21 protein-coding genes are annotated in these 25,336 nt (G+C 63.7%); 11 read left to right on the plus strand and 10 right to left on the minus strand.

What is annotated here, in order from left to right; genetic code table 11:
- Positions 1–16: 16 nt before the first annotated feature.
- A complete protein-coding gene (locus ACIGGF_RS08085) occupies positions 17–628 on the minus strand; it encodes a TetR/AcrR family transcriptional regulator (RefSeq protein WP_397520860.1) in 612 nt (203 codons plus the stop codon).
- A gap of 97 nt (positions 629–725) precedes the next feature.
- Between ACIGGF_RS08085 and ACIGGF_RS08090 the strand changes: the two genes are divergently transcribed.
- Positions 726–2,255, plus strand: a complete 1,530-nt coding sequence (locus ACIGGF_RS08090) for an APC family permease (protein WP_397520861.1) — start codon at positions 726–728, stop codon at positions 2,253–2,255.
- Complete coding sequence (locus ACIGGF_RS08095; RefSeq protein ID WP_397520862.1) at positions 2,248–3,840, plus strand: amidohydrolase; 1,593 nt, start codon at positions 2,248–2,250, stop codon at positions 3,838–3,840. Before ACIGGF_RS08090 ends, ACIGGF_RS08095 begins: the two co-directional genes overlap by 8 nt.
- A gap of 15 nt (positions 3,841–3,855) precedes the next feature.
- Here ACIGGF_RS08095 and ACIGGF_RS08100 read toward each other — a convergent pair whose 3' ends face one another.
- Positions 3,856–4,290, minus strand: a complete 435-nt coding sequence (locus ACIGGF_RS08100; protein ID WP_222092595.1) for a MarR family winged helix-turn-helix transcriptional regulator — start codon at positions 4,288–4,290, stop codon at positions 3,856–3,858.
- 101 nt (positions 4,291–4,391) lie between these two features.
- Here ACIGGF_RS08100 and ACIGGF_RS08105 point away from each other — a divergent pair, with 101 nt between their 5' ends.
- Genes ACIGGF_RS08105 through ACIGGF_RS08120 form a run of 4 tightly spaced genes read left to right on the plus strand, consistent with a single transcriptional unit; the run spans position 4,392 to position 8,214 of the window.
- A complete protein-coding gene (locus tag ACIGGF_RS08105) occupies positions 4,392–5,300 on the plus strand; it encodes an SDR family NAD(P)-dependent oxidoreductase (protein WP_397520863.1) in 909 nt (302 codons plus the stop codon).
- Entirely contained in the window at positions 5,297–6,202 is a 906-nt protein-coding gene (gene couO, locus ACIGGF_RS08110) for a 4-hydroxyphenyl-beta-ketoacyl-CoA hydrolase (RefSeq protein WP_397520864.1), read from the plus strand. Before ACIGGF_RS08105 ends, couO begins: the two co-directional genes overlap by 4 nt.
- The gene (gene couM, locus ACIGGF_RS08115) at positions 6,199–6,660 is read left to right on the plus strand and encodes a p-hydroxycinnamoyl-CoA hydratase (RefSeq protein ID WP_167328302.1); all 462 of its coding nucleotides are present in this window, start codon (positions 6,199–6,201) and stop codon (positions 6,658–6,660) included. The genes couO and couM overlap by 4 nt, the downstream gene beginning before the upstream one ends.
- A gap of 30 nt (positions 6,661–6,690) precedes the next feature.
- Positions 6,691–8,214, plus strand: coding sequence for a long-chain fatty acid--CoA ligase (locus ACIGGF_RS08120; protein ID WP_397520865.1), 1,524 nt, complete (start codon positions 6,691–6,693; stop codon positions 8,212–8,214).
- Here the strand turns inward: ACIGGF_RS08120 and ACIGGF_RS08125 are convergent.
- The 3 genes from ACIGGF_RS08125 to ACIGGF_RS08135 all read right to left on the minus strand — a co-directional run bounded on the left by ACIGGF_RS08125 (position 8,202) and on the right by ACIGGF_RS08135 (position 11,480).
- Positions 8,202–9,242, minus strand: a complete 1,041-nt coding sequence (locus ACIGGF_RS08125; RefSeq protein ID WP_397520866.1) for an agmatine/peptidylarginine deiminase — start codon at positions 9,240–9,242, stop codon at positions 8,202–8,204. The two genes, ACIGGF_RS08120 and ACIGGF_RS08125, sit on opposite strands and share 13 nt — an antisense overlap.
- Complete coding sequence (locus ACIGGF_RS08130; RefSeq protein ID WP_397520867.1) at positions 9,242–10,633, minus strand: flavin monoamine oxidase family protein; 1,392 nt, start codon at positions 10,631–10,633, stop codon at positions 9,242–9,244. The genes ACIGGF_RS08125 and ACIGGF_RS08130 overlap by 1 nt, the downstream gene beginning before the upstream one ends.
- A 127-nt stretch (positions 10,634–10,760) precedes the next feature.
- Positions 10,761–11,480, minus strand: coding sequence for an FCD domain-containing protein (locus ACIGGF_RS08135; protein ID WP_222092602.1), 720 nt, complete (start codon positions 11,478–11,480; stop codon positions 10,761–10,763).
- 204 nt (positions 11,481–11,684) lie between these two features.
- Here ACIGGF_RS08135 and ACIGGF_RS08140 point away from each other — a divergent pair, with 204 nt between their 5' ends.
- From ACIGGF_RS08140 to ACIGGF_RS08150, 3 genes are all read left to right on the plus strand, one after another.
- Positions 11,685–13,163 (plus strand): peptide MFS transporter, encoded by a 1,479-nt coding sequence (locus tag ACIGGF_RS08140; protein ID WP_397520868.1) that lies wholly within the window; start codon positions 11,685–11,687, stop codon positions 13,161–13,163.
- 74 nt (positions 13,164–13,237) lie between these two features.
- Positions 13,238–14,824: a gamma-glutamyltransferase family protein gene (locus ACIGGF_RS08145; protein WP_397520869.1), complete on the plus strand. Its 1,587-nt coding sequence runs from the start codon at positions 13,238–13,240 to the stop codon at positions 14,822–14,824.
- A gap of 35 nt (positions 14,825–14,859) precedes the next feature.
- On the plus strand, positions 14,860–15,561 hold the full coding sequence (locus ACIGGF_RS08150; protein ID WP_397520870.1) for a YoaK family protein: 702 nt from the start codon (positions 14,860–14,862) through the stop codon (positions 15,559–15,561).
- Between the two features lie 100 nt (positions 15,562–15,661).
- Here the strand turns inward: ACIGGF_RS08150 and ACIGGF_RS08155 are convergent, their stop codons facing one another.
- Positions 15,662–17,107 (minus strand): amidase, encoded by a 1,446-nt coding sequence (locus tag ACIGGF_RS08155; RefSeq protein ID WP_397520871.1) that lies wholly within the window; start codon positions 17,105–17,107, stop codon positions 15,662–15,664.
- A gap of 66 nt (positions 17,108–17,173) precedes the next feature.
- The gene (locus tag ACIGGF_RS08160) at positions 17,174–17,614 is read right to left on the minus strand and encodes a DUF3237 family protein (protein ID WP_397520872.1); all 441 of its coding nucleotides are present in this window, start codon (positions 17,612–17,614) and stop codon (positions 17,174–17,176) included.
- Between the two features lie 144 nt (positions 17,615–17,758).
- On the opposite strand from ACIGGF_RS08160, the gene ACIGGF_RS08165 reads away from it, so the two are divergent.
- Both ACIGGF_RS08165 and ACIGGF_RS08170 read left to right on the plus strand, forming a co-directional pair.
- A complete protein-coding gene (locus ACIGGF_RS08165; protein ID WP_222092607.1) occupies positions 17,759–18,433 on the plus strand; it encodes a TetR/AcrR family transcriptional regulator in 675 nt (224 codons plus the stop codon).
- Positions 18,434–18,480: 47 nt separating this feature from the next.
- On the plus strand, positions 18,481–19,281 hold the full coding sequence (locus tag ACIGGF_RS08170) for an SDR family NAD(P)-dependent oxidoreductase (RefSeq protein ID WP_397520873.1): 801 nt from the start codon (positions 18,481–18,483) through the stop codon (positions 19,279–19,281).
- Positions 19,282–19,316: 35 nt separating this feature from the next.
- On the opposite strand, the gene ACIGGF_RS08175 is transcribed toward ACIGGF_RS08170, so the two are convergent.
- The 3 genes from ACIGGF_RS08175 to ACIGGF_RS08185 form a co-directional block, all read right to left on the minus strand.
- The gene (locus ACIGGF_RS08175; protein WP_397520904.1) at positions 19,317–20,870 is read right to left on the minus strand and encodes an APC family permease; all 1,554 of its coding nucleotides are present in this window, start codon (positions 20,868–20,870) and stop codon (positions 19,317–19,319) included.
- Between the two features lie 23 nt (positions 20,871–20,893).
- Positions 20,894–21,778 carry a universal stress protein gene (locus ACIGGF_RS08180; RefSeq protein ID WP_397520874.1) on the minus strand — a complete coding sequence of 295 codons (885 nt, stop codon included), beginning with the start codon at positions 21,776–21,778 and terminating at the stop codon, positions 20,894–20,896.
- A gap of 87 nt (positions 21,779–21,865) precedes the next feature.
- The gene (locus ACIGGF_RS08185) at positions 21,866–25,075 is read right to left on the minus strand and encodes an NAD-glutamate dehydrogenase domain-containing protein (protein ID WP_397520875.1); all 3,210 of its coding nucleotides are present in this window, start codon (positions 25,073–25,075) and stop codon (positions 21,866–21,868) included.
- Positions 25,076–25,336 lie beyond the last annotated feature (261 nt).

Raw genomic sequence — 25,336 nt, forward strand, 5'->3', positions numbered from 1 at the left:
TGCGGCCGGCCGGCGGTCAGCGATCGACGAGACGCTGCCTGAGGCCGACGAGTAACGCCGACAGGCCGAGTTCGAAGGCCACGTCGGTGGGATCCGGTTGTTCCTCGGGGTCGCCCACCGCTGCCGTCAGTGCCGGGTGCGCCTGCGAATCCGGTGTGTAGAGGTTTCCGCCGCTGCCCATGTCGAGGGCAGAGCCGAGAATGAAGTTGTCGAACGCGATGATGATCGGCAGCACTTCGGGCCAATCGAAGCCCGCCGCGTGCAGACCCTCGGCGATGCGCTCGTACTCCGAGAGTGATTCACGGTCGCGCACACGCGAGGTGGCGAACAGGCGAATGGACCCGGGATGTTGGGCGAATGCCGCCCGATAGGACCATGCCAGCCTGATCAAGGCCTCGTCCCACGGGCAGGTGCCGAATCCCGAACTGTCGATCGTGCGTCCGATTCTGGCTCGCATTCGGTCGATCACCTCGTCGCGTCCGGTCACGTGATGGTAGAGCGAGGACGGGTGTACGTGGAGCTTCGATGCGAGCTGTTTGACGGTGAAATCGCCTGTGGCATCGGTGATGTGCAGCGCCGCGTCGACGATGCTGTCTACGTCGAGCAGTGCTGTTCTTGGCCTTGCCACATCGACTCCTTGTCGTTCGGGGTCTTGTCGAACTGCGAACTGTGGTCTAGGTTACAGCAAAACCAAACGTCGTTGGATTAACCACACGGAGCCGGCCATGACCATTCCCCAACATTCCGGGCAGCCCAACGCCCTCGACCGCGCCAGTCTGAACTCGCGCGACATCGTCTTCTTCGTCATCGCTGCCGCGGCCCCCCTGACCGTGATGGTGGCCGTTGCTCCCATCGCGCTGCTGGTGGGCGGCATCGGTGCGCCCGCGGGATACCTGTGCGCAGGCCTGATCAGCACGGTATTCGCCATCGGCTTCACGAAAATGGCCCGGCACGTGCACAACAACGGCGCGTTCTACTCCTACATCCGGATGGGGTTGGGCAAGGTTGCCGGTCTGGGCAGCGCACTGGTGGCCGTCGTGGGCTACACGCTTCTACAGATAAGCACCTACGGACTGTTCGGCGCGGTGACCAAGGCGACCGTGAACGACTTCGTCGGAGTAGACCTGCCGTGGTGGTTGTGGTCGTTGGTTGCTGCTGCCATCGTGTCGGTGCTCGGCTACCGATCGATTCGGGTGGGAGCGAAGATCCTCGGTGTGCTGCTCGTTCTGGAGGTGTTGGTACTTCTCGTCCTGGCGATCGCCGTGATCGCCCAAGGCGGAGCAAGCGGTCTGAACCTGCAGCCGTTCTACCCCGAGAACGTGTTCACCGGGTCGATGGGAGCGGTACTCGCCGTATCGTTCGCCGCGTTCGTGGGGTTCGAGGCAACTGCGCTGTTCCGCAACGAGGCCGTGCGTCCGGACCGGACGGTCCCGCGGGCGACGTATGCCGCGGTGATCTTCCTCGCGGTCTTCTACTGCTTCGTCGTCTGGATCGCGGTCATGGCGTTCGGTGCCGAGAACGCGGTCGCTGCTGCAGCGGCCGACCCCGCCGGGTTCTTCTTCACCGCAATGCAGACCTATGTCGGCAGTGCAGCAACGGATGTGATGCGCGTTCTGATCGTGTCCAGCGGACTCGCAGCTCTGTTGGCTTTCCACAACGCGATCACCAGGTACGGATACGCACTCGGTCGTGAAGGAATCTTCCCGGTGCGGCTGAGCTCCGTGCACAGCAAGCACCTGTCGCCCCACATCGCCAGTATCGTGCAGACGGTGACCGCAGTGGTGGCGATCCTGTGTTTCGGAGTCGCAAGCGTCGATCCCGTCCTACAGTTGGCCGCCTGGACAGCGAGTACAGGAACCGTGGGAATCCTTGCGCTGCAATGGCTCACCTCGCTGTCGGTAGCCGTGTTCTTCCTGCGAGGTAAAGAGGTGGCGCGCGATCTGGGCGCGGCGATCGCCGGGATCGCTGCCTTCGTGCTTATCGGCATCGCTCTGTACCTCGTCATCGACAAGATCGAAATTGCCACGCTGACGACCGATCCGGTGGTGAACACCGTCGCGTCCATCGGTTCTGTCGTGGTGTTCGCGCTGGGCTCGGCGCTGGCTCTGTGGATCCGAGCGCGTCGACCCCAGGTGTATGCACGCCTGGGCACCACCGACATCGATTCCGAAATACTTCCCGATACCCAGGCCGGCCCGTCGACCACATCGACCAGGACACGCGCCGACGATGCACGAGGAGTGCGACATGACTGACGCCACCCTGATTCTGATCAACGCAACCGTGCTCACCCAGGTGGACGGTGCGGAGCCGCAGCAAGCCGTCGCAGTCCGAGACAACCGGGTGATCGCGGTCGGCAGCACCGACAACGTCCTGGGATGCAGCGGTCCCGGAACGCAGATCATCGACCTGGCCGGCAGCACCGTGACGCCCGGATGGGTCGACGCCCACACGCACGTGGTGCAGGGCGCGTTGATGTCACTCGGGGTGGACTTCAGTCGATGCGAAACTCTGGACGACGTTCGTCGGGTGCTGCACGACGCGCAACCGACGGACGGCTGGATTCGCGGCTGGGGTCTGAACCACAACGTGTTCGGTGGGCAGGCTCCGAGTTTCGCTGCCATTTCCGAGTCGGTCACGACTCCGGTACTGATTCGGTTCTACGACGCGCATTCGTCACTGGCCAACCGGGCCGCACTCGATATCGCTGGAGTGAGCGGCCGAGAAACCTTCGACCACGGCGTTGCCCGAGTGGCGGTCGACGGTAGTGGAATCCCCACCGGTCACCTGATCGAAGAACCGGCCATCCATCTCGTCGAGCATGTGATGCCTGCGCAGAATGTCGGAGCGGCAAAGTCGCTGCTGCACAGCGTGACCGAAGAGATGGCGTCGGTAGGGCTGACCGGAGTGCACGTCATGGACGATCTCCCCGGGACCGTGGAGATGATTCGGGCGCTCGACCAGGACGACGCCGGACTGCGGTTCTGGGTGTACGGCTGGGTGCAGCCGGATCATCCTGCCGAACGGGTCGAGCAACTGGCTGCGCTGGTACACAGCACCGCCGGGACTCGGTGGCAGTACGCGGGCGCGAAACTGTTCATGGACGGCACCGTAGAAGGTGGGACGGCCTGGTTGTGCCACCCGGACCTGTACGGCGACGGGACCCGGCCGTCGTGGACCGACCCGGATCGCTACGCGGCCGTGGTGCGCGAACTCCACAGCCGCGCAGTGTCGACCACCACCCATGCGATCGGCGATGCCGCTGTGCACCACTGCGTGCAGACCCTGGCGGCCCTCGGTGACGGTGGGGTGAGGCATCGACTCGAACACCTCGAAACCGTCTGTCCCGACGATCTGACATCGATCGCCGCCGCCGGTATCGCTGCATCTATGCAGCCGACCCACTGCACCAGGTACACCCGGGCCGACGAGGCCGACGATTGGTCTCGGCGCATGGGCCGCGATCGGATCGACCGGGGCTGGCCGGTGGCAGAGCTTCTGGATCTCGGTGTCACCGTTGCGCTCGGGTCCGATTGGCCGGTAGCGCATTTCGATCCACGAGTCGTCATGGCCGATGCCCGGTTGCGCCGCCCGGCAGACCGACCGGAAGATCCTGCTCGTCAACCCCGGCAAGCGATCTCGGCGCGCCAAGCGCTTGATGGGTACACCAGTCACGCGGCTGCAGCGGCCGGTCTCACCGACGGCACCGGAACCATCGTGGTCGGCGGCCCCGCAGATTTCACTGCAGTGGGCGGAGACCTGATGGGCCCGGCGGACGGGATCCCCGAACTACCGATCATCGCGACGATCGTCGGTGGAAGCGTGGTCTACGAACGCTGATCAGCGTTCATGGCTCTACTCCCGTCCGGGGGCGATCGCTTGCAACGTCTGTCGTAGCTCTCGAACGGCGCGGTCGCCCAGGGCGGCCAGTATCTCGGACTGCGTCGACGCCAGCGCACGCTGCGCGTCGACGCACAGCGTGCGGCCGGCGTCGGTGGCGTCGATTCGCTTGTTTCGTCGATCTGCGGGGTCGACCCGTCGGCTGATCAGTTCGCGGGCCTCCAGATCGTCTACCAACGCCACGATCTGACTCGGGTCCAGGCCGAGTTCCTCGGCGAGCTGCCGTTGCCCGAGTCCGTCCGCATGCTCGCAGGCAAGTGCCAGCACGGAATACGACCGTACTCGCAGCTCGAAGGGTGCCAGTGCCGTTTTGGCGGCGGCGGTCAGCGACGTTCCTGCGCGCGTCAGCAGGAATCCGATGTCGTCGGACAGGGGGGCGATGTCGGTCATGGGGCTCCTCGTATCGACGACGATCCTAGCAAAAGTAAATCATTGACTTTATCAATTATTGATGGTTTTCTCAGTTCGGAAACCACGAAGAGGAGAGAGCTATGAATCTCGACAACAAGGTCGCCGTCGTCACCGGGAGCGGGCAGGGGCTCGGTCTGGCGTACGCCCAGGACCTCGCGCGCCATGGCGCAGCCGTCGTGATCAACGATGTGGACCAGGCGATCGCGGACGCCGCTGTCGCCTCGATCGTCGACGCGGGTGGCCGGGCAGTGGCCGTCGTGGCACCGGTGGGCAGCACCGAGACCGCACAGAAGTTGGTCGCCGCGGCGATCGAGTCGTTCGGTCGTCTCGACGTCATGGTCACCAACGCGGGGATCCTGCGCGACAAGGTGCTGTGGAAGATGTCCGACGACGACTTCGACGCCGTGGTCAACGTTCACCTTCGCGGCACGTTCACCTGTGCGCGTGAAGCAGCCGTCCACTTCCGCGCTCAGGGTGAGGGTGGCCGGATCGTGTGCATCGGCTCTCCTGCCGGCCAGCGCGGAAACTTCGGCCAGACGAACTACTCCGGTTCCAAGGCAGGCATCGTCGGCATGGTGCGTACCTGGGCGATGGAGCTCCAGCGTGCAGGCGTCACCGTGAACGCTGTCTGCCCGGTGGCGGCCACAGCGATGACCGAGACCATCCCGTTCCTGCAGCCGTACATCGAGGCCATGCGTAACGGAGATGCGTTGCCGCCCTTCGCCCGTCGTGAACTCGGCTTCGGAACACCCGCGGACGCCGCAGGAATCGTGTCGTTCCTGGCCAGCGACGCGAGTGCAGACGTGACCGGTCAGGCCTTTGCGATCGGCGGCGACCGCCTGGCGCTGTGGACGCATCCCGACATGATCGCCACGAGCTACCACGACGGCGGCTGGTCGGCCGAGGACATCGCCGATGCCTGGCCGGCGACCTTCGGAGACAGCCTCGAATCGGTAGGGGAGAACCTTCCCGTCGAGCCGGCCCGATGAGCGCGAAATACGAGTGCGCCATCGACTTCGACGCGATCGTCGCACTCGATGTGCACACCCATGTCGAGATCGACGGCTGCGGGCACCGATCTCTCGACGACGAGTTGATGGCAGCGTCGGAGAAGTACTTCAAGTCCGGTGAGGAGCGCACCCCCGGCATCGATGCGATCGCCGACTACTACCGGTCCCGAAACATGGCCGCCGTGGTGTTCACCGTCGATGCCGGTGCAGCGTCCGGGCATTCACCGAACTCGGTGGAGGAGATCGCCGAAGGGGCCGCCCGCCACAACGACGTACTGATCCCCTTCGGCTCGGTCGACCCCTGGCAGGGCAAAGCAGCAGTGCGGCGGGTGCATCGCCTCGTCGAGGAGTTCGGTGTTCGCGGCTTCAAGTTCCACCCCAGCATGCAGGGGTTCGAGCCGAACGATCGCCGCTTCTATCCGATCTACGAGGCCATCACCGAGGCCGGAGTGCCCGCGCTGTTCCACACCGGCCAAACCGGTATCGGCGCTGGACTTCCCGGTGGTCACGGCATCAAGCTGCGCTACTCCGATCCGATGCTGCTCGACGACGTCGCCGCGGATATCCCGGATCTGACAGTGATCATGGCGCACCCCGCGGTGCCGTGGGCGGATGCGCAGATCTCGATCGCCACACACAAATCGAACGTGTACATCGACCTGTCGGGGTGGTCCCCGAAATACTTCCCGCCCCAACTGGTGCGGGCGGCGAATTCCATGCTGAAGCGAAAGGTGTTGTTCGGATCCGACTTTCCGGTTCTGACGCCGGACCGCTGGATGAAGGACTTCGCCGCGCTCGACATCAAGGACGAGATTCGTCCACTCGTGTTCAAGACCAATGCACTGGCCGCACTCGGCCTGTCCGCCAAGGAGACATCATGACCACCCGCGTCGCCACTCTCGCCGAGTTGAAGAACCTTGAAGGCACCGAACTGGGTACCAGTTCGTGGATCGAGGTGCCCCAGCAGCGCATAAACACCTTCGCCGACGCCACCGACGACCATCAGTGGATCCACGTCGATCCCGAACGCGCCAAGGCAGAAAGTCCCTTCGGCGGGCCGATCGCGCACGGCTATCTGACTCTGTCGCTGATCATCCCGATGTGGGAGGAGCTGCTGGTGGTCGACAGCGTCACCACGAAGATCAACTACGGCTTGAACAAGGTCCGCTTCACCAACCCGGTTCCCGCCGGCGGCCGAGTTCGACTGGCCGCGACGCTGAAGAGCTACGAAGAACTACCCAAGGGCGGAGCCCAGCTGACCGTTGCGGCGACGATCGAACTCGAAGGCAGCGAGCGGCCCGCGGTCGTCGTCGAGGCCGTCTACCGCATGTTCGACTGAGATCACGGACCCGAGAGGAACAGATTTCAGATGCGTAATCAAGGAGTCGGGTCGTGGATCCGTCGACGCACCAGGCAGTGCCCACGAGCCACCGCGATCGAGTTCCGCGGGCAGAGTTCGACGTACGAACAACTCGACGAGCGCACCACCCGGCTCGCGCACGGTCTGCGCGAGCTGGGCGTGGCCCCCGGAGATCGAGTCGGACTGTTGTCCACCAATCATCCTGCCTATCTCGAAGTGCTGTTCGCCTGCGGCGTGCTCGGAGCGATCTTCGTGCCACTCAACGCACGGTTGACCGCACCGGAAGTTGCTTTCGCAGTAACGGACTCGGGTCTGTCGGTGTTGGTGCACTCGGAGGCGTTGGCGGAGACCGCGACCTCCGCCGTCGGTGACGGCCCCGCGCGCCGTCTGACGTTGGGCGAGGAGTACGAATCGCTGATCTCGGCGGCCCCCTCGACGCGCATCGACGAAGCGGTGGAGGGTGCGGATCTGTGCTTCGTCATGTACACCTCCGGCACGACCGGTAAGCCCAAAGGTGTCGCGATGACTCACGACAACGTGCTGTACGCCGTTCTCAACGCAGTCCTCGATCTCGACCTGTGCAGCGACGAGGTGGCACTGGTCTGCGCACCGCTGTTCCATACCGCTGCGCTCGACATGGTTGCCCTACCGGTCCTGTTCAAGGGTGGCTCGGTTGTGATCGAGGAAGGGTTCGATGCCGGACGCGTGCTCGATCTGGTCGAATCACGTTCGATCACGTATACGTTCGGAGTGCCGACGATCTTGGACTCGCTCGCGTCGCATCCCGCGTGGGACGATACGAATCTGAGCTCGCTGCGACGGGTGGTGGTGGCCGCCGCACCGGTACCGCCGCGCACACTTCGGACGTACTCCGAACGCGGCATCAAGATGTGCCAGGGCTACGGTCTCACCGAAAGTGGGCCTGGTGCAACGATGCTCGCTGCAATCGATGCCGAACGCAAAATGGGTACCGCAGGTGTGCCGCACACCTTCTCCGACGTCAGGATCGTCGACGCGATGTCGCAACCCGTCGGTCCGGGGGAGCGCGGTGAAATTCAGATCCAGGGCCCCAACGTCATGAAGGAGTACTGGGGTCGCCCCGAAGCGACGGCCGATGTGTTCGACGACGGCTGGCTGCGTACCGGCGACATCGGAATTGCCGATGCAGAAGGTTTCGTCACGATCGTCGATCGGCTCAAGGACATGATCATCTCGGGCGGGGAGAACATCTATCCCGCCGAGGTCGAGGCGGCACTTCTCGAAGTGCCCGGGATCGACAGTTGCGCGGTGTTCGGTGTGCCCGACGACAAATGGGGTGAGTCCGCCGTTGCCGCGATCACTGTGGTCGAGGGAGCAGCCGTCGAAATCGATTCGATCGCGGATGCGCTCGGCGGTCGACTCGCGCGGTACAAGATCCCCAAGCGCTACATTCTCGTCGACGAGATCCCGCGTAATCCGACGGGGAAGATTCGCAAGAACGAGTTGCGGGAGCAGTTCTCGAAACCTGCCCCCGCGTCCACTCAGTCTGCCTGAGCTTGCGGCTGATTCTGTGTGATGCAGTGAATTCCGCCCCCGCGGGCGAAGAGCGGCCGAGCATCGACGGTGACGACGGTGCGGTCCGGGTAAGCCGCAGAAAGAACGGCAGCAGCCTCTTCGTCCGCGGGATCGCCGAAGCTACAGGCGATCACGCCGTCGTTGACGACGTAGTGATTGATGTAGCTGTAATCGACGAAACCCTCCTCGTCGCGGAGAAGCTCTGGTGCCGGCACTTTCACGATGGTCCATTTTTCGCCGCGTGCGTCGGTACTGTTCTCGAAAATCTCGAACACGGTCTTGCTGACATCGTGATCGGGATGTTCCGGGTTGCGCTGGTCGTGGATCAGGACGACACCGGGCGAGGGGATGGCAGCGACGATGTCGACGTGACCCCGTGTTCCGAATTCTTCCGCGTCACGGGTGAGTCCCCGGGGAAGCCAGATCACCGTGGTGGCACCGATCGTGCGTGCCAGTTCCGCTTCGATATCGGCCTTCGACAGCGTGGGATTGCGGCCGGGATCGAGTTGCACCGTCTCGGTGACGAGAACGGTGCCCAGTCCGTCCACCTGAATACCGCCGCCCTCGTTGACGATCGGTGAATCGATCGCGTCGACACCGGATTTGTCGATGACGAGCGCGCCGATCTTCGAGTCCTTGTCCCAGCGCGCCCAGTCCTGCGCGCCCCAGCCGTTGAACACCCAGTCGACCCCGCCGACACGGCCGTCCTCGGACATCACGAACGTGGGCCCGATGTCGCGCATCCAGGCGTCGTTCAACGGCGCTTCGACGATGTCGATGGGAAATGCGGTGTCGGCGGCCAGATACGTTCGCGCGACGGCACTTTCAGCGGGATCGACGATGACGGTGACCGGCTCGAATCGAGCGACCGCCTGTGCAACCTGGGCCCACGTGGTCCGCGCCTCGTGCTGCTCCTCGGGCGTATCGCCCAGCGAATAGCCCTCGGACGGGTAGGCCATCCAGGTCCGTTCGTGCCGTGCACCTTCGGCCGGCATCGTCCACTGCATCACTGCCTCCCGAGCGTCGACGCGATGTCCGCGGCGGTGCGGTGACCCATACGAACGGCGCCGTCGACGTGCTGGTAGCCCTCTGCGGCAATGTCGGAGCAGGAGAAGTGAATCGGGCCGACGGGAGTGCGGCTGTCCTTGCCGTAACGGTGGAGCCCGCCGAGATCGAAGCTCGCTGCGTACGCACCGCGGGTCCACTCCTCCGAACCCCAGTCCGATTCGTAGTAGACCACCGGCTCGGTTGCCTTGGGCCCGAGGTAGTGCGCGATGGATTCGAGAATCTTCGCGCGGCGATCCTGCTCGTCGAGCTCGAACATCGCGTCGGCCTTGGCGTCGGACACGAAGCCGACCAGTGTGCCCCGGCTGTCCTGGTGGTTGGTGTTGTCGTAGACCTCCTGCACGATTTCGGAGGCACCGAAGCCGGTTCCCGACAACCCGTCCTCGCGCCAGAACGGAGTGTCGTAGACGGCGTGGACCTTGATGACCAACCCCAGCGACTGGTGCTGGTGCATCTGATGCTGTCGACGCGGCAGCGGTGGGTCGTAGGAGATGCGCGAGTACAGGTTCGGCGGAACGGCGAGGATGACACGCTTGGCGTGCACCTCGATGTCTCCGTCGGCCAATACCGTTGCGCCGTCGGAGTTCCACCCCACCGTGCGCACCGGCGCGTTCAGGAAGACGTCGTCGCCGAGCGCGGCTGCCATCCGGATCGACACCTGTTGCATGCCACCGACGACACGCTTGTCGAGGATGAAGTTCTCGTCCACCAAGTGTGAGAACGAACCTGCCGAGGCGGCCATCAGTACTGCTTGTAGAGCCGAGAACGCGTGGGCCGGTTTGGTCAGCATGCCGCCGGCGATGAACATGCCGATGTTGCCTCGTGCTTCGGGATCGTCCGATCGGTCCACGAGCCATTGCTCGAACGAGACCGTATCCAGTTCACGCGAGAGCGGATGTGCCCATGGCTCTTCGGGGCCGATTTGGGCGGCCAAGTCGTCGAGCAGTGCGATGAGCCGGTCCATTTCCTTCTCGGTCGTCTCGTCGACGGGGAAGGAGTCACCCGAATATCGGGTTCGCTCACCCGCGGCGGAGATGTAGACCGATTCGCCCTCGCGATACCGGTCGAACGTCTCGAGGCCGAGTTCGTCGATCAACGCGATCAGCGACTCCTGATCGGGAGAGACCCACTGGCCGCCGATTTCCAGGCTGGCCCCGTCGATGGTGTTCGTCCACGTGCGTCCACCGACGCGGTCCCGCGCTTCCAGCACCGCGACGGACAAGCCCGCCTTGCGTAGTTCGTTTGCTGCGGCCAGGCCGGAAGGGCCGGCCCCGACGATAGCGACGTCGCGTTCGAGGGTGGGCACTGACGAGCTCCTTTGGTTGCGGTACATCGGTTTCGGCCGATAGCACCTCGATTCTGTCCGGAATTCATCCGATGTGCACACGACGAAGTGGCTACTCGAGTACGGTCGTGCGCTCCGTTTCGGACAACCGCCGGTGCGCGATATGCGGTGCGAGTCAGTGCGCAAGGGGCGCAATTGCCTCGAGCACGTCGGCGAGGTGATCGTGCATTGCTTTACGAGCGCGAACCGGATCACGTTCTGCTATTGCGTGATAGATGCTGCGATGGGCATCGACGGAGCGCTGCATCCGTTGCTCGGTCTGAAAACTGGCCTGCCGCGACGGTGCCATCCATTCGTTCGTTTCGGTCACGAGTCTGGTGAGCATGGAATTGTGGGCGAGCCCGGCGATCGCGAGATGAAATTGCACGTCGCACAGTTGCATCACCTGCAGTGACGGTGGCCGATTCGCGAGCTCGCGTTCCGAGGTCTCGAGTGGAGTGCGCAGGGCATGCAGTTCCGACGTACGGTGGCGAACGGCGGCGCGTTCGGCGATGGGCGGTTCGACGACCGTACGTAGATCCATCACCTCGCGAACGGTGCGGTGGTCGCTGCTCATGCTGCCGAAGATGCTTCCTTCGGCAAGCGCGCGCATCTCGAGCGGTGCGACGATACGACCGGCGCGGGGCTTGCGCGTCAGATAGCCGCGTAGTTCGAGGTCCTGTAGTGCGTGACGGATCGAGATTCGCGATGCCCCGAGCATGGTGACCAAGGCGCGCTCGCTGGGTAGTTTCGATCCAGCTTCGACGCGACCGCTGTCGATGAGTTGCGCGATTCTGCCACTGAGCAATTCGGGGACCGACGCCGCCTCGACGTCGATTTCGGACCACGCTGTCATGGATAGCTCCGTTCCCCGGCGGTTACCAACTGGTCCTACCAAAATACCAGATGGGGTCTATTTCCCCAGTAAAGCTCGCTTGACGTGTAAATATCCTGCCCTTCACCTTGACGGTCTGGTCCTACCAGTTTTAGATCAAAGCACAGTGACTCCGGTCACTCATCTACTCGACCCAGCGTTTCTCGAACCCAGAGGTGGACCCGCATGACAACGGACGGAACTCTCGAAAAGCCGAGCGCGAGCGGAAAACGCGGTGCACTCGGCTCCACGTTCAAGGGTCAACCGCGCGGACTCGTGACGCTGGCCGGCACGGAGCTGTGGGAACGGTTCAGCTTTTACGGCCTTCAGGTGATCCTCGCGTACTACCTGTACTACTCACTCGTCGACGGGGGACTCGGACTCGACGTCGGAGTGGCCGTCGGGATCGCCGGATCGTACGGCGGTGCCGTCTACATCGCACAGATGGTCGGAGCCTGGGTTGCCGATCGTCTCGTCGCCCCGCGGACGGTGGTGCTCTACTCGGCCATCTCGATCATCCTCGGCCACGTGGTGCTGGCGTTGATCACGACGACGGCGGGTATGGGCGCGGGGCTGTTGCTGATCGTCATCGGAACGGGCGGACTCAAGGTCAACGTCACCGCGATGGTCGGAATGCTCTATGCGAACGACGACCCCAAGCGGGACTCGGGCTACTCGCTCTACTACATGGGCATCTCGCTCGGCGCCTTCCTCGGCCCGCTGCTCACCGGTGCCCTGCAGAGCTCGGCCGGTTTTCATATCGCGTTCGGTGCAGCGGCAGTGGGCATGCTGATCGGTCTGATCCAGTACGTGGTCGGCTACAAACATCTGCCCGAAGCAACCCGGACCGTGCCCAATCCTCTTCCGCGCTCGCGCCGGGCCACGGCCGCAGCCGTTGCCGTATCGGTCACCGTGGTCGTTGTTGCCGCAGCTGTCAGCGGGATCCTGAATCTCGACAATCTGGGAACCGTGCTGACTGCGATCATCGCCCTCGCCAGCATCGCCTACTTCGCAATGCTGTTGTCCTCCAAAAAGGTCGACGCCACCGAACACCGGCGAGTGCTCGCCTACATTCCGGTCTTCCTCAGCAGCTTGTTGTTCTGGACGTTGCTGTTCCAGTTGTTCACCACCCTGGCGGTGTACATGGACACCCGTGTCGATCTGACGATCGGGTCGTTGACGATTCCCGCGGCAACAGTGATCACGTTGGAAGGTCTGTTCGCCACTGTCATCGCACCGATCTACGCCGTCGTGTGGACTCGAATGGGTAACCGTCAGCCCAGTACCGGTACGAAAATCGTGGCGGGAATCGGTCTGCTGGCCGTGGCGATGGCCATGTTCGCGGCGATGGCAAGCACGTCCGGCGCAACGAACTCGGTCGCACTCGTACTTGTCGCCATGTTGCTGTTCGCTGCCGGTGAGATAGCCGTCGTGCCGTCCGTGCTCTCTGCCACTGCACAACTTGCGCCTGCCTCGCACAAGGCAGGGATGACGTCGCTGTACTTCTTGACGATGGCGGGTGGCTCGACGCTGGCCGGCTTGCTCGCTCAGAAGTACTCCGCAGCAACAGAACTGAGCTTCTTCGGTGCGACGGCGGTGGTGGCGATCGCGGCCGCCGCGGTGCTGTACGTTGCCTATCGAAAGCTCGTCGCACGCGCACTCTGACCCAACGCTTCTGGTCGAAACAGACAATTCTGCCCGGCCCGTCACCCGACCGGCCGTATCCGAAGGAGCTTTACATGTCCGAACATTCGGAATCGACGCCCGCAGTGGCGATCGCCGCGCCGCACACTGCGGCCGTCGACGCTGCCCGTACGATTCTCGAAGCCGGTGGCAACGCCGTCGACGCGGCGGTCGCCGCGGCTGCGGCTCTCACCGTGGTCTACCCGCACATGTGCAGTGTGGGAGGCGATGTCATCGCCTTACTGCGCACGAGCGACGGCAGCACCACCTGCATCAACGCATCGGGTGCGTACGGTTCGGCCGCGTCGGTCGACCAGCTTTTCGAGGCCGTTCCGACGATGCCGATCAACGGGCCGCTGACCGTATCGGTTCCCGGTGCAGTGTCCGGATGGGCAGCTCTGCTCGACGCAGGTGGCTCGCTGCCGTTGCCCAGTGTGCTGGCACCGGCGATCGTGCTTGCAACCGAAGGCTTTCCGGCGAGTCCCGGGCTCGTCGAAATGATCGAACTCGACCGAGATGCGCTGATAACGGACCCCGGTCTGCGCGCTGCGTTCTTCGTCGACGGTCACCCCATTCCGGTCGGACACCTGGTGGTCCAGCCCGAGCTGGCCCGAACGCTGACCGACCTGGCGACCGACGGCCTGGACTCCTTCTATCGTGGCCATACCGCGGACAGATTCGCAGCGGGATTGAAGAAGCTCGACGTTCCGGTTTCGCGAGAAGATCTCGATCGTCATCGTCCGAGCATCGAAAAGCCTCTGGTGAGAGAATTCGCCGGCTTCTCGGTAGCCACTGCACCGCCTAACTCGCAGGGATACACGCTGATTCGATCTCTCGGTGCCGCCCTCGCGGGTGGTACGTCTGCGGCCGATGTCGACGCCGGGGTGTTGGCCGAGATCTTCTACGACTCGGACGAACATCGCGACACCTATCTCGCGGATCCACGCTGTGCCACTCTGGAATTAGACGATCAACTTTCGACTGCCGGCTTCGCGGCGATTCACGGCGCGGCGGCTGCCCGGGTGGCGGGTGCCGAGCGACAGACATCGACGGCGTCGCCGCGTCCGGGCGGCGATACGGTCGGAATCGCTGTCGTAGCACGAGACGGCACAGCAGTGTCGTTGATACAGTCCGTTTTTCACTCCTTCGGCGCGCAGATTCTCGAACCCGACACCGGGCTGGTATTGCACAACCGCGCTGCATTCTTCACCCTCGATGCTGCATCGCCGAATCGCGTCGCAGCAGGCAAGCGGCCCGCGCACACCCTCGTTCCGGTCATCGTGGAATGGGCGGACGGAGCGGTGTCCGCCCATTCCACGATGGGAGGCAAAGCACAGTCGCAGATTCATACCCAGCTGATCCTGCGGGCCCTGAGTGGATGCGATCCGCAACAGACTGTCTCTGCGCCCCGATTCATCGTCGGCGGGCTGGAAGCAGGTACGACCAATGGTTCGGTGCTGTTGGAGCCGACACTGGAGGAGTCGGCCGTCGAGCAGATCTCGCGGACCGTGTTCACGGTGAAGCACGGCATCGAAATGGACAGCAATGCTGGACATTCCATGGTGGCCAGGGTTCGGGCCGATGGAACGCTCGAAGCCGGTGCAGATCCGCGTAGTGACGGCGGCGTGTCGGTGACCGAATGAGTGTCGACGAGTCGTTATCGGCTGCAGAACAATCTATGCCCACTACCGCCAGGCAACGTCTGCACAAGGCAGTGAGCAGCAACTTTCGGCTGTGGTCGATGATGGCGCTGACAATGGTGACCGGCATGCTCGACGCCGTCGGCTACCTGGGACTGGACCGAATCTTTACCGGGAACATGACCGGCAACATCGTCATCCTCGGTCTGGGGGTGGCAGGCGAGGACGGGCTGCCGATCGTCGGTCCGCTGGTAGCGCTGTTCGCATTCGTGCTCGGAGCCGCGCTGGCCGGCTTGACGCTGCGTTCGGCCGCCCCAGGATGGAATGTCCGGGTGACCGCGATCTTCACCGCGGGGACGGTAACGCTGGTGGCCGCAGGGGTGGTGTTGCTGGTGGTCGATGTGGAGGGCACCTCGCCGTTGGGTATCGCGATAGCCAGCATCATCGCCGTCGACATGGGGGCTCAGGCGCTGGCGGCGCGCTTTCTGGCGGTCAAGGACATGACGACCGTCGTCGTGACGTCGACGATCACCTCTCTTGCCGGGGAGTCCTTCGTCGCGCCCGGACCCGGCCGACTGTTCAACCGCCGTCTCTGGGCGATCCTGGTGCTCTTCGTCGGGGCCGTGCTCGGAGCACTTCTGATGCAAGTACACATTGCGTTGCCGGTGCTCCTTGCGGCCGCGCTCACCGGGACCGTTGCCGCACTCGGTCATGCTGGGTGGGAACGCGTGTCGAGCTGAGCGTCGAACCACACACGAGGGAGCCGCTTGCTGTGCGCGAGCGGCTCCCTTCCCTGTCGGCCAGCAACCCGGTTGGGCGGCTCTGCCGAGTTCGACGGACTCAGCCGCTCACACTCTGCAGGTCCATTCCGGCCGGTTTCTTCAGTGGAGTGAACGTTCCGACACTCTGCTCGACTGCTCGTGCCGCAGCGAGTGCGATGTGGTCGCCGTTGCGCGGAGCGATCAGCTGAACCCCGGACGGGATGCCGTCCGAGTCGAGCCCGGTGGGCACGGCCACGGACGGTAGGCCCAGGAGGTTGACCGTCACCAACAGGCGGTGATCACGCCACAGTTGGGTGGTTGCTTCGGGACCCGCCAGGTCGTAACCGACGGCCGTCATCCGCCGGGCCGACACGGGGCCCAACACGATCGGGTACTCGGCGTGGAACCTTTCCCACGCTGCCGCAATCAACAAACGCTGGCCCCACGCTGCCTTGTACTCCGCGATCGACTCGTAGACCTCGGTCTCCGAGGAATTGTCGAGAAAGTACTGCGTCGCGCCCGCGCCGAGGGGAACGGCACCGCTGTCCGGCTGGAAATTTCCGACGAACTCGGTGACCGAGAGCCGACGCCACAGCACCGCAGCCTCTTCGATCATGGGTGCCTCGCTCTCGACGACCTCCCACCCGGCAGCAGCCAGAGCCCCCGCGGCCGCCGAGATCGCTTCGGCCACTTGCGGATCCACACCCCAGCCCGCGGGATCGCGCGTCACGGCGACGCGACGTACCCCGTCGTAGGTGGCGGGATGCGGAATCGAGGTCGCCATAGGATCGAGGCCGTCCGATCCGTGCATCAGCGAGAATGCGGTGTCCAAGTCGTCGACGCGACGAGCGATCGGTCCGTTGACCGCAAAGAACTGCTCTGTCAGGGGCCAGGCCTCGATGGGTGAGGGTGCCGGAACTCGACCCGCCGAGGGACGCAAGGCGCAGATGCCGGCGGCGTAGGCCGGCAACCGTAGAGATCCGCCGTAGTCGTTGCCGAGTCCGATGACGGACATTCCGGTGGCCACGGCGACGCTGTCTCCGCCGCTGGAGCCGCCGGCCACTCGGTCGCGGTCCCACGGGTTGTAGGTCCGTCCGAAGAGTTCGTTGTCTGTGTCCCAACGTAAGCCGGTGTCGGGCATGTTTCCCCGGCCGATCGGAATTGCTCCTGCCTCCATCAGTCGGCGGACCATCGTCGCATCCGACGAGGGAATCGCATCAGCGAGATAGGTCCAGCCTTGCGTCGACGCAGACCACGTCAGGTCGATGTTCTCCTTCACCGAGATCGGTACTCCGGCAAGCTCTCCGATTTCTTCACCATCGAAGATTCGTCGATCGATGGCGTCTGCGAGTTCGCGTGCGCGGTCGTGGAATACGACCGTGAGTGCACCGAGGTGACCGTTGACCTCGGAGATGCGGTCGAGATGTGCCTCGATCACCTCGCGTGCGGTCACGGCGCGAGTGCGAACGAGTTGGGCGATCTCGCGGGCGCCGAGCGTCCAGAGAGCGGGGTGTGCCTGAGTCATGCTGTGCCTCCAGTGGAGTGGGACGGGCCGTCGTGTCGGGCACGAATGCGGCACCGAGCGGAGTGATCAGGCCAGAACTTCGAAGACGTCGATCGTCGTTCCGGTCGCGGCAGTTGTTGCGCGGCCCACGAAAACCGAGCGCGTGAGCCACTGAAGTTGCGGTGACGTCGTACGGAACCGAGGAGTGGACTGGAAATAGCCCATCTCGTCGCTGGACTCACCGGGCAGATGTCTGACGATTCCGAGGTTGACCACGTCGATGATCTCGTCCTGATCGGTACGGATCAGATATCGCGCTTCGACCTGGTAGGCGTCGTCTGCGCGGGTCAGGCACCAGTCGCCACCGCCGGCAATGATCGTTCCCGAGACATCGCCTTCCATGGTTCCGCCGGTGATCGGGATAAACTCGAGCAGCTCGGTATCTCGTTGTTCGAGGGGTAGGTAGGGGCCGGTGTCGGCAACGATGCGGAATGCGAATCGCAGCTCGGGTGCCGTGGGGGAGTCCATCGCTCGTCCAATCTCGGGTCGTGCCTTTGGGTATTGAAGTGACTATGGTCATAGTCAGCGCTATAGTCAATGGCATTCACTAAATGCTGCCGTCTGAAGCAGTTTGAAATACTCGGTACGCGTCGGTCGCGAAGGGAGATGCCGATGAGTTCGGACGAACGCAAGCGCCGTAAGAGGGGATCGCTGTCGCAGGAGGAAATCGTTGGAGCGGCGCTCGCGATCCTGGACACCGAGGGCGCGCCGGCACTGAAGTTCTCGCGATTGGGGGACGAGTTGAAGTCGTCCCCGACGGCGGTATACCGGCATTTCGCGAGTCGCCACGACGTCCTCACCGCCGTGGCCGATCACCTCGACGAGTTGTCCCTGGACGGGTACGAGCCGACCGACGAGTGGCGTGCAGATCTCGAAGATCTCGCCTGGCGTGCGTGGCGAACGACGACTGCGCACCCGGCTGCAGCCGCTGCCACGTTCTCCTTGGTCACCAACGGGCCGAACGAATTGAGGGCCGTCGAATGGGTGCTCCGAGCAATGCACATGGCAGGTTTGCGAGGCCGCGCCGCCGTGATCCAATATCAGGTCTTCGCGAATCTGGTTCTCGGTTCGTCCAGTGCCGAAGGTGCTCGGCTCAGTGCATCGGACCCGCGTGAAGTGAAGGACGGATGGGTGCAGGTGTACGCCCCGAAGCATCCCGAGAATTTCCCTTATGCAGAGCAAGCCAAAGCCGAACTGGCACTGATGAATTACGAGGAAGTTTTCGCCAAGCAGGTCGAGATGTACCTCGATGCCCTCGAGGCACTCGCCTCGAAAGGCCGAGAGTAGTTCAGGCTGTTCCCGGTTCGGTTGTTCCATATTGGAGGTACTGACTCATGATTTCAACCAAAGCTGGAACCGATAGGCCGGTGGCGGTGGTGACCGGTGCAGGTGGTCCTGACGGTATCGGGTTCGCGTGCGCCCGAGCGTTGGCGGCGACGCATTCGCTCGTCATCGCGGCAACGTCGTCGCGGATCGAATTGCGCGTCACGGAGTTGACCGAGATCGGGGCTGACGCGATCGGCTTCATCGGTGATCTCACCGACTCGTCGACCGCCAAGCGCTTGGTGGACAGGGCAGTCGAACACTTCGGCCGCGTCGACGTTCTGGTGAACAACGCGGGAATGACCGCGACGACGGGGAGCGAAGAACAGACCCCGGCGGATCTCACCACGGACGATCGATGGCACGCCGCGATCTCACGGAACCTCGACACGAACTTCTTCGTCACCCGTGCCGCGCTCGCGCACATGAAGCAACAGCAGTTCGGCCGGATCGTGAACGTCGGTTCGGTATCGGGTTCGGTCATGGCCTACGGGGGAGATGCCTCCTACCACGCCGCCAAGGCGGCACTGGTGGGTTTGACGCGGTCGATCGCGATCGACAACGCGCGGCAGGGGATCACCGCAAATATCGTTGCCCCGGGCTGGATAGCGACGGGATCGGCGACCGAACACGAGAACGCGATGGGAGCGGCAAGCCCACTGGGGCGGTCCGGTCGACCGGACGAAGTGGCAGCACTTGTCGAATTTCTCGCGTCCGCATCGGCGTCGTACATCACCGGCCAGGTTTTCCTCGTCGACGGAGGAAACTCCATCGCCGAAGAGCGCGGCGTCAGCACACACCCCGCGAACTGACGTGCCGCGCGACGAACCCGCTGAGCTCTACCCGGCTACCTGGTCGTCAGATCGCTCTCGTCCCGCAACGCGGAGGTGCTTCGGTCGAGTGTCTTGCCCTCGAAGAATGCGGGACGTCGGAACCTCATGACGATCATCAGCACAGCGCCGAAGACGAGGATGCCGAAGCCGAGGAAGAACACGAGTCCGATGCCACCGATCGATGCTCCGCTGGCGTTCTCCGGATCCATGCTTTCGCCGAGCGATATCAGGAACACGGCGAGCAGCATGAGTCCGCCGAGAAGCGGGAATACGAAGCGGAAGACCGTGTTACGCACGCTGTCGAACAGGCGTCCGCGGAAGTACCAGATGCAGGCGAAGGCGGTGATGCCGTAGTACCAGCAGATCATGATGCCCAGGGCCGCAATGGTATCGATCAGCGTGCGCTCGGACAGGAAGGTGACCACTGTGTAGAACCCCGCGGTGACTGCTCCTGCGACCACGGTTGCGAACGACGGCACCAGGAAGCGGGGTGACACTTCTGCGAACTTATTGGGGAAGGCACCGTAGGAGCCCATGGCCAGCATCGTTCGCGCTGCAGGCAGGAACGTCGTCTGCAGGCTCGCCAACGAGGACACCAGTACTGCGAGGAACAGCAGCATTCCGCCCCATTTGCCGAGTACCGGGTCGGCCAGAGAGCCGAATACGTTCTCGGCGTTGTCCGGGTTACCCAGGCCCAGGCCGTCCTCGCCTACTCCTGCGTACATCATGGCGGCAACCGCGACGAGGAGGTATGTGAGCAGAATGGTTGCTACGCAAAGCAACCCGGCGCGGCCAGGCGTCGTCTTCGGGTTCTTCGATTCCTCGCCGAGCGTCAAGCACGTATCCCAACCCCAGAAGGCGAAGATCGACCCGGTCAGTCCGATCACGAACGCACCGACGGCCACGCCCGTGAACGGGTTGAACCAGTCCAGGTCGAAGGTGACTCCGCCCGGAGCGTCCCCTGCACCGACGTGTATCAGAGCGACGACTGCGAAGATCACGAGCAGAACCATCTGGAAGCCGACCGTGACAATCTGCAGTTTCTCACTCGTGGTAATTCCCCTACTCGCAATCCAGGTGGCCGCTGCGATGAACACGAGCGTCGTTCCTACGTTGACGAACTTGTTGCCGGGCAGATCGGCGATGGACGGTGTATCGAACAACTTCGCCAGGAACAGGTAGAAGAACTGCACTGCGATGGCCGCGAGGTTGGACAGCACGATGATCGTCGCAATCACCATGCCCCAGCCGCACATCCATCCGACATAGGGCCCGAAAGCTTTGGTCGACCACGTGAACGACGCGCCGCAATCCGGGGACTCTGAGTTGAGCTCGCGATAGGCGTACGCGGTGAGAAACATGGGAACGAATCCCGCGATCAGGATCGCAGGCATCTTCAGGCCGACGGCAGCGACGATCAGGCCGATGCTTGCCGTCAGCGTGTAACCCGGTGCCACAGAGGAGATTCCGAGTACGGCACCCGAGAAGGTGCCGATGGTGCCTGTGGCCAAACCCTTGGCGCTGACTCCATCGGAAGCGGAAGAGGGCCCGCTCACGTTCTTCTCCATATTCGAGCCTTCCGTCGACGGATTCATGATTCGAACTCCTGCTTGGGGACTATCACCATGGGGACCGGCAAGACGCGAAGCATCTTCGTTGCCGTCGAACCGAGGAAGAGTCGGCGGGGCTGAGCGAGGCGGCTGGAGCCGACCATCACCAGATCGCCGTCCTGCCAGTCGAGCGTCCGAACCGCAGATTCCACGGACGATCCGTCCGCAATGGTCACCGACAGTGGAAAGTCATCCGACAAAGTGGATTTGGCTTCGTCCACCAGCTCACGTGCGTGCACGACGGCACGCTCACGCGCGGTGTCGAAACTGTCCCGGGCATCGCGCAGGTCGTTGCGGGGATCGAGCGCAACCAAAGACACGAGCCGCAGTGGAGTGTGCATTCTTTCGCAGGTCCGGACCGCCGTCCGCAGCAGTATGTCCGCGCCCGTCCTGGTTCCCAGCGCGCAGGTCACCTCACGAATCTCGCGAGCAGACGAGTGCCGGGTGCCGCGCGGTGCGAGTGCGAGCGGCACGTGCGCCGAATGCAGCAGTTCGGTCGACACCGAGCCGACGGCATGACGTCCGAGCAAGCCGTCCCCCGACGCACCGACCACGATGGCTGCAGCCCCGAGCCGGGCAACCTCGTCGAGCAATCCCTGCGCGAAGGACTCGTGGAAACTTGCATGCACGGCGACGTCGATGTCGGACGGCACCGTCGATTTCGCCTCCTCGAGCCAGCCCTGCGCACGCGTGGCCAGGACGTCCTCATAACCGGTCTCGGCGGGGACTCTGGACGCAACGGTGCGGTCCGGTGGCAGAACCATGCAGATGTCGAGTTGTGCACCCAGACTCCGGGCGAGCTGTATCCCGAGAGTCAGACCGTCCTTACCGCTGGGGGTGGCGAGATATCCGACGACCAGGCGCATGCGCACGGCTCCTTCGTTTCGATAAAACAGGTGGAGGATTTGAACGAAATGGTCACAGCAGGCTCCGCAGTCTCCCCTCCTGCGTGATCATCGGCTCCGAGACAGGGCGAGCGAGAGCTCTGCGCTCACCACGCAGACTTGGGAATTGCTGGGCATGTCGACGCTGCGGAGTTCACCGACCATCCGGGACAAGCGTTCAGCGGACGTGGTGTTGACAGACTGCCACGCGGCGACGGCGTCGGCAGCAGAAATGGCGTGCGCGGCGTCGCGCAATACCTGTTCGGTCATGTCGTGCCAGTGCTCGCGAAGTGCATCGACCAGAACGGTGCCCGCCATCGCCTCCCAGTAATCGGCTCCGCCGGAGGCGACGGTGGACCGTTCCACCAATTGCTCGAGACCCATGACCCGGCCGAATTCGAGATAGGTGTCTGCGACGTCGGTGACCGGTCGAGCGAGGGACCGAGCCGTGGCCGCCACTGCGAATGCCTCGGAGAGGACGCGCAGTGTGCGCCGGTCGACGGCGAGGTCCCCGGTCAAAGGCGGAAGCGCGGCTCGAAGTTCGCGTACCGGTCCGGTGAAGCGTTCGATCGTCGCCAGCGGCGTCATGTCCTCATCGCGGTTCTGCAACAACCACGAGGTGGTCCGTTCGATCAGATCCTGTACGCCGCAGTGCAGCACGAGTCTGGTGCTGTGCGACACGCCGGGTAGGTAGGCAACGACGTTCCACAGGTGGTCGATGTCGAAAATCTGTCGCACGACGGCATATGCAACCGCGATATCGGCCGTGTCCACGCCCAGGCGCTCTTCCAACCGGTGAATCATGCCTGGCCCGACGCGGTCGATCATGTGGCCGGTCACCACGACCGCCACTATCTCGCGAGCCAGGGGATGCCTGCGGATGTGGTGGGGAACCAGGAAACGGATCGATTCCGGAAAATAGCCGTCGAGTACCCCGTCGAACACCGGGTCGTCCAGCAGGGGAGAGGCGAGCAGCTCGGTGGCCACCAAACTCTTCGACTGCGCCAGCAACACTGCGATCTCGGGTCGAACCAACCCCTGCCCCAGGCGGTGTCGAGCCCGGAGCTCTGCGGGTGAGGGGAGAACCGCAGCGGCTCGACTGATTCCCGCGTCGCGTTCGAGGTTGTCGATCAGCCGTTCGTGACGGCCGAGCAGGAACGGGGCGTGAGCCTCGGCGAGGCTGATCGCGAGGGTCTGCGATGCGGCGTCGGCCAGCACCGACTCGCCGATCTCGTCCTGCACCAGGGACAAGGCACTGTCGCGTTCGGTCACGGACAGTTCGCCGTCCGCGACCGCGGCATCCACCGCGATCTTCAGATTCACCTCACGGTCGGAGGTGGCAACACCCGTGGCGTTGTCTATGAAGTCGGCATTCACGGAACCGCCGGCGAGGGCGTACTCGATCCGGGCACGCTGGGTGAGACCGAGGTTTCCGCCCTCGCCGACCACCCGGGCCTGCAATTCGGACGCGTCGACGCGAACGGAGTCGTTGGCCGGATCTGCAGAGTCGGCGTGCCCCTCGGTCGAGGCCTTGACGTAGGTGCCGATTCCTCCGTTCCACAGCAGATCCACCGGTGCGGTCAGCAGCGCCTTGACGAGTGCGTTGGGCGAGAGAGTGCTGACGTCTACTCCCAGTAGTTTCTGCATGGGCGGCGACAGTTCGATGGACTTGACCGACCGGGGCCATACTGCACCTCCTGAGGAGAGTGCGTCGGTGTCGTAGTCCGCCCAGCTGCTCCCGGGGATCGAGGCCAGTCGCGTCCGTTCACGGTAGGAAATCTCGGGATCGGGATTCGGGTCGAGGAAGATGTGTCGGTGATCGAACGCGCCGACGAGTCGAATGCTGTGGCTCAGGAGCATTCCGTTGCCGAAGACATCTCCGGACATGTCACCGATACCGACCACGGTGAACGCGTCGGTGTCGACATCGACTCCCTTCTCGGCGAAATGCCGTCGTACCGAGACCCACCCACCCCGGGCGGTAATTCCCATGGCCTTGTGGTCGTAGCCGGCCGAGCCTCCCGATGCGAACGCATCTCCGAGCCAGAATCCTCGGCGCATGGCAATGCTGTTGGCGAGGTCGGAGAATCGGGCAGTCCCCTTGTCGGCGGCGACCACGAGATACGGGTCGTCGCCGTCGCGGATCACCGTGCGAGTCGGATGTACCACCGCACCGTCGACGACGTTGTCGGTGACATCGAGCAGCGCCTCGATGAAACTCGTGTAGGCACCGCGGACTCCCTCGGGCGTCGGCGTCGATCGAACCACGAAAGCACCCTTGGCTCCCATCGGCACGATCGGCGAATTCTTGACGTGTTGCGTCTTCATCAGATCGAGCACTTCGGTGCGGAAGTCGTCGTGTCGGTCCGAATGCCGCAGACCCCCACGTGATGTGGGCCCGCTCCGCACGTGGCTCCCTTCGACGATCGGCGAGTGTACGAAAATCTCCCGATACGGGGTGACGGCGGTAGTCAACGACAATCGCGCCGGGTCGATCTTGAACGCCGCGGGTGGGGCACCGACCGTGCGGTTGTGCCGAAACCAATTGGTACGCAACACTGCCGCGAGGAAAGACCTCAGCCCGCGTAGCAATCGATCCTCGTCCAGCGCCGACGTGCGCTCGATCTCGGTGTCGAGAGTCTTCTCGGCAACTGCGGTCGGGGCGTCGCGATCGGTTACGTCCGGATCGAATCGTGCATGAAAGAGAGCGCAGAAGCTTCGGACGAAGTCGGGGTGCCGCAGCAGGATCGAGACCACAGTGGGTTCGGAGAGTTCCAGCCCGACCTGGCCCAGATAGCGGGCCGCGGCGCGAACGAGAACGGCGTCGCCGAACGGAATGGACGCCGCGGCGATGAGTCGCGTGAAACCATCGACCTCGAGGACACCCGACGCAGCGGCCTCGAATGCATCGCGCACTAGGCCCGGAGTTGTCGCAGACCAGCCGATGTCATCGGTATCGAAACCGAATCTGTGAACGGGCGCATCGCTGTGGTCACCCGGGGGCAACAACTCGTGGTGTGCCACCCGCAACCCGAGATCGGCGTACAGCGACACCAGATCGGCGAGAAGTGGAGCATCATGCCGCCACTCCATGACGGCAACGGGCATCTTTCGGTTCGCGGTGTCGATGAAGCGGAGTCGAACACCGCTGTTCTTCTCCGTCGTCGCCGAGGCGATCCCCTTGTGGGAATCGGAGGAGGCGGACGCGTCCCGAACCGCACGGGCATCACTCATGTTCTTCTCCTGACCATGTTCGACGAGAGCTGCGCCGTTCGCCATAGGGGCCAAGTGTGGCTGTGCGAGACGCGCGACACACCTGACGAAATGGATATCGGACTGTCGTCGAACGCTCCATTACGGACTTCGCGGGATCAAGAGGTGAGCCGCGTGCAACAGTTCGGGGATCAGACGCATCAGTGCGGTGGATATGTCCTATCGCAATTTCCGTCTGGTGCATACCTGGTGAGTTCGGAAATATGACGTGGACCACTCGGGCGAACAGGATTCGCCGGGCAAGAACTTCCGCAGACTTGCCACCAC

The sequence above is a fragment of the Rhodococcus sp. NPDC078407 genome, from assembly GCF_044542515.1.
Lineage (GTDB): Bacteria > Actinomycetota > Actinomycetes > Mycobacteriales > Mycobacteriaceae > Rhodococcoides.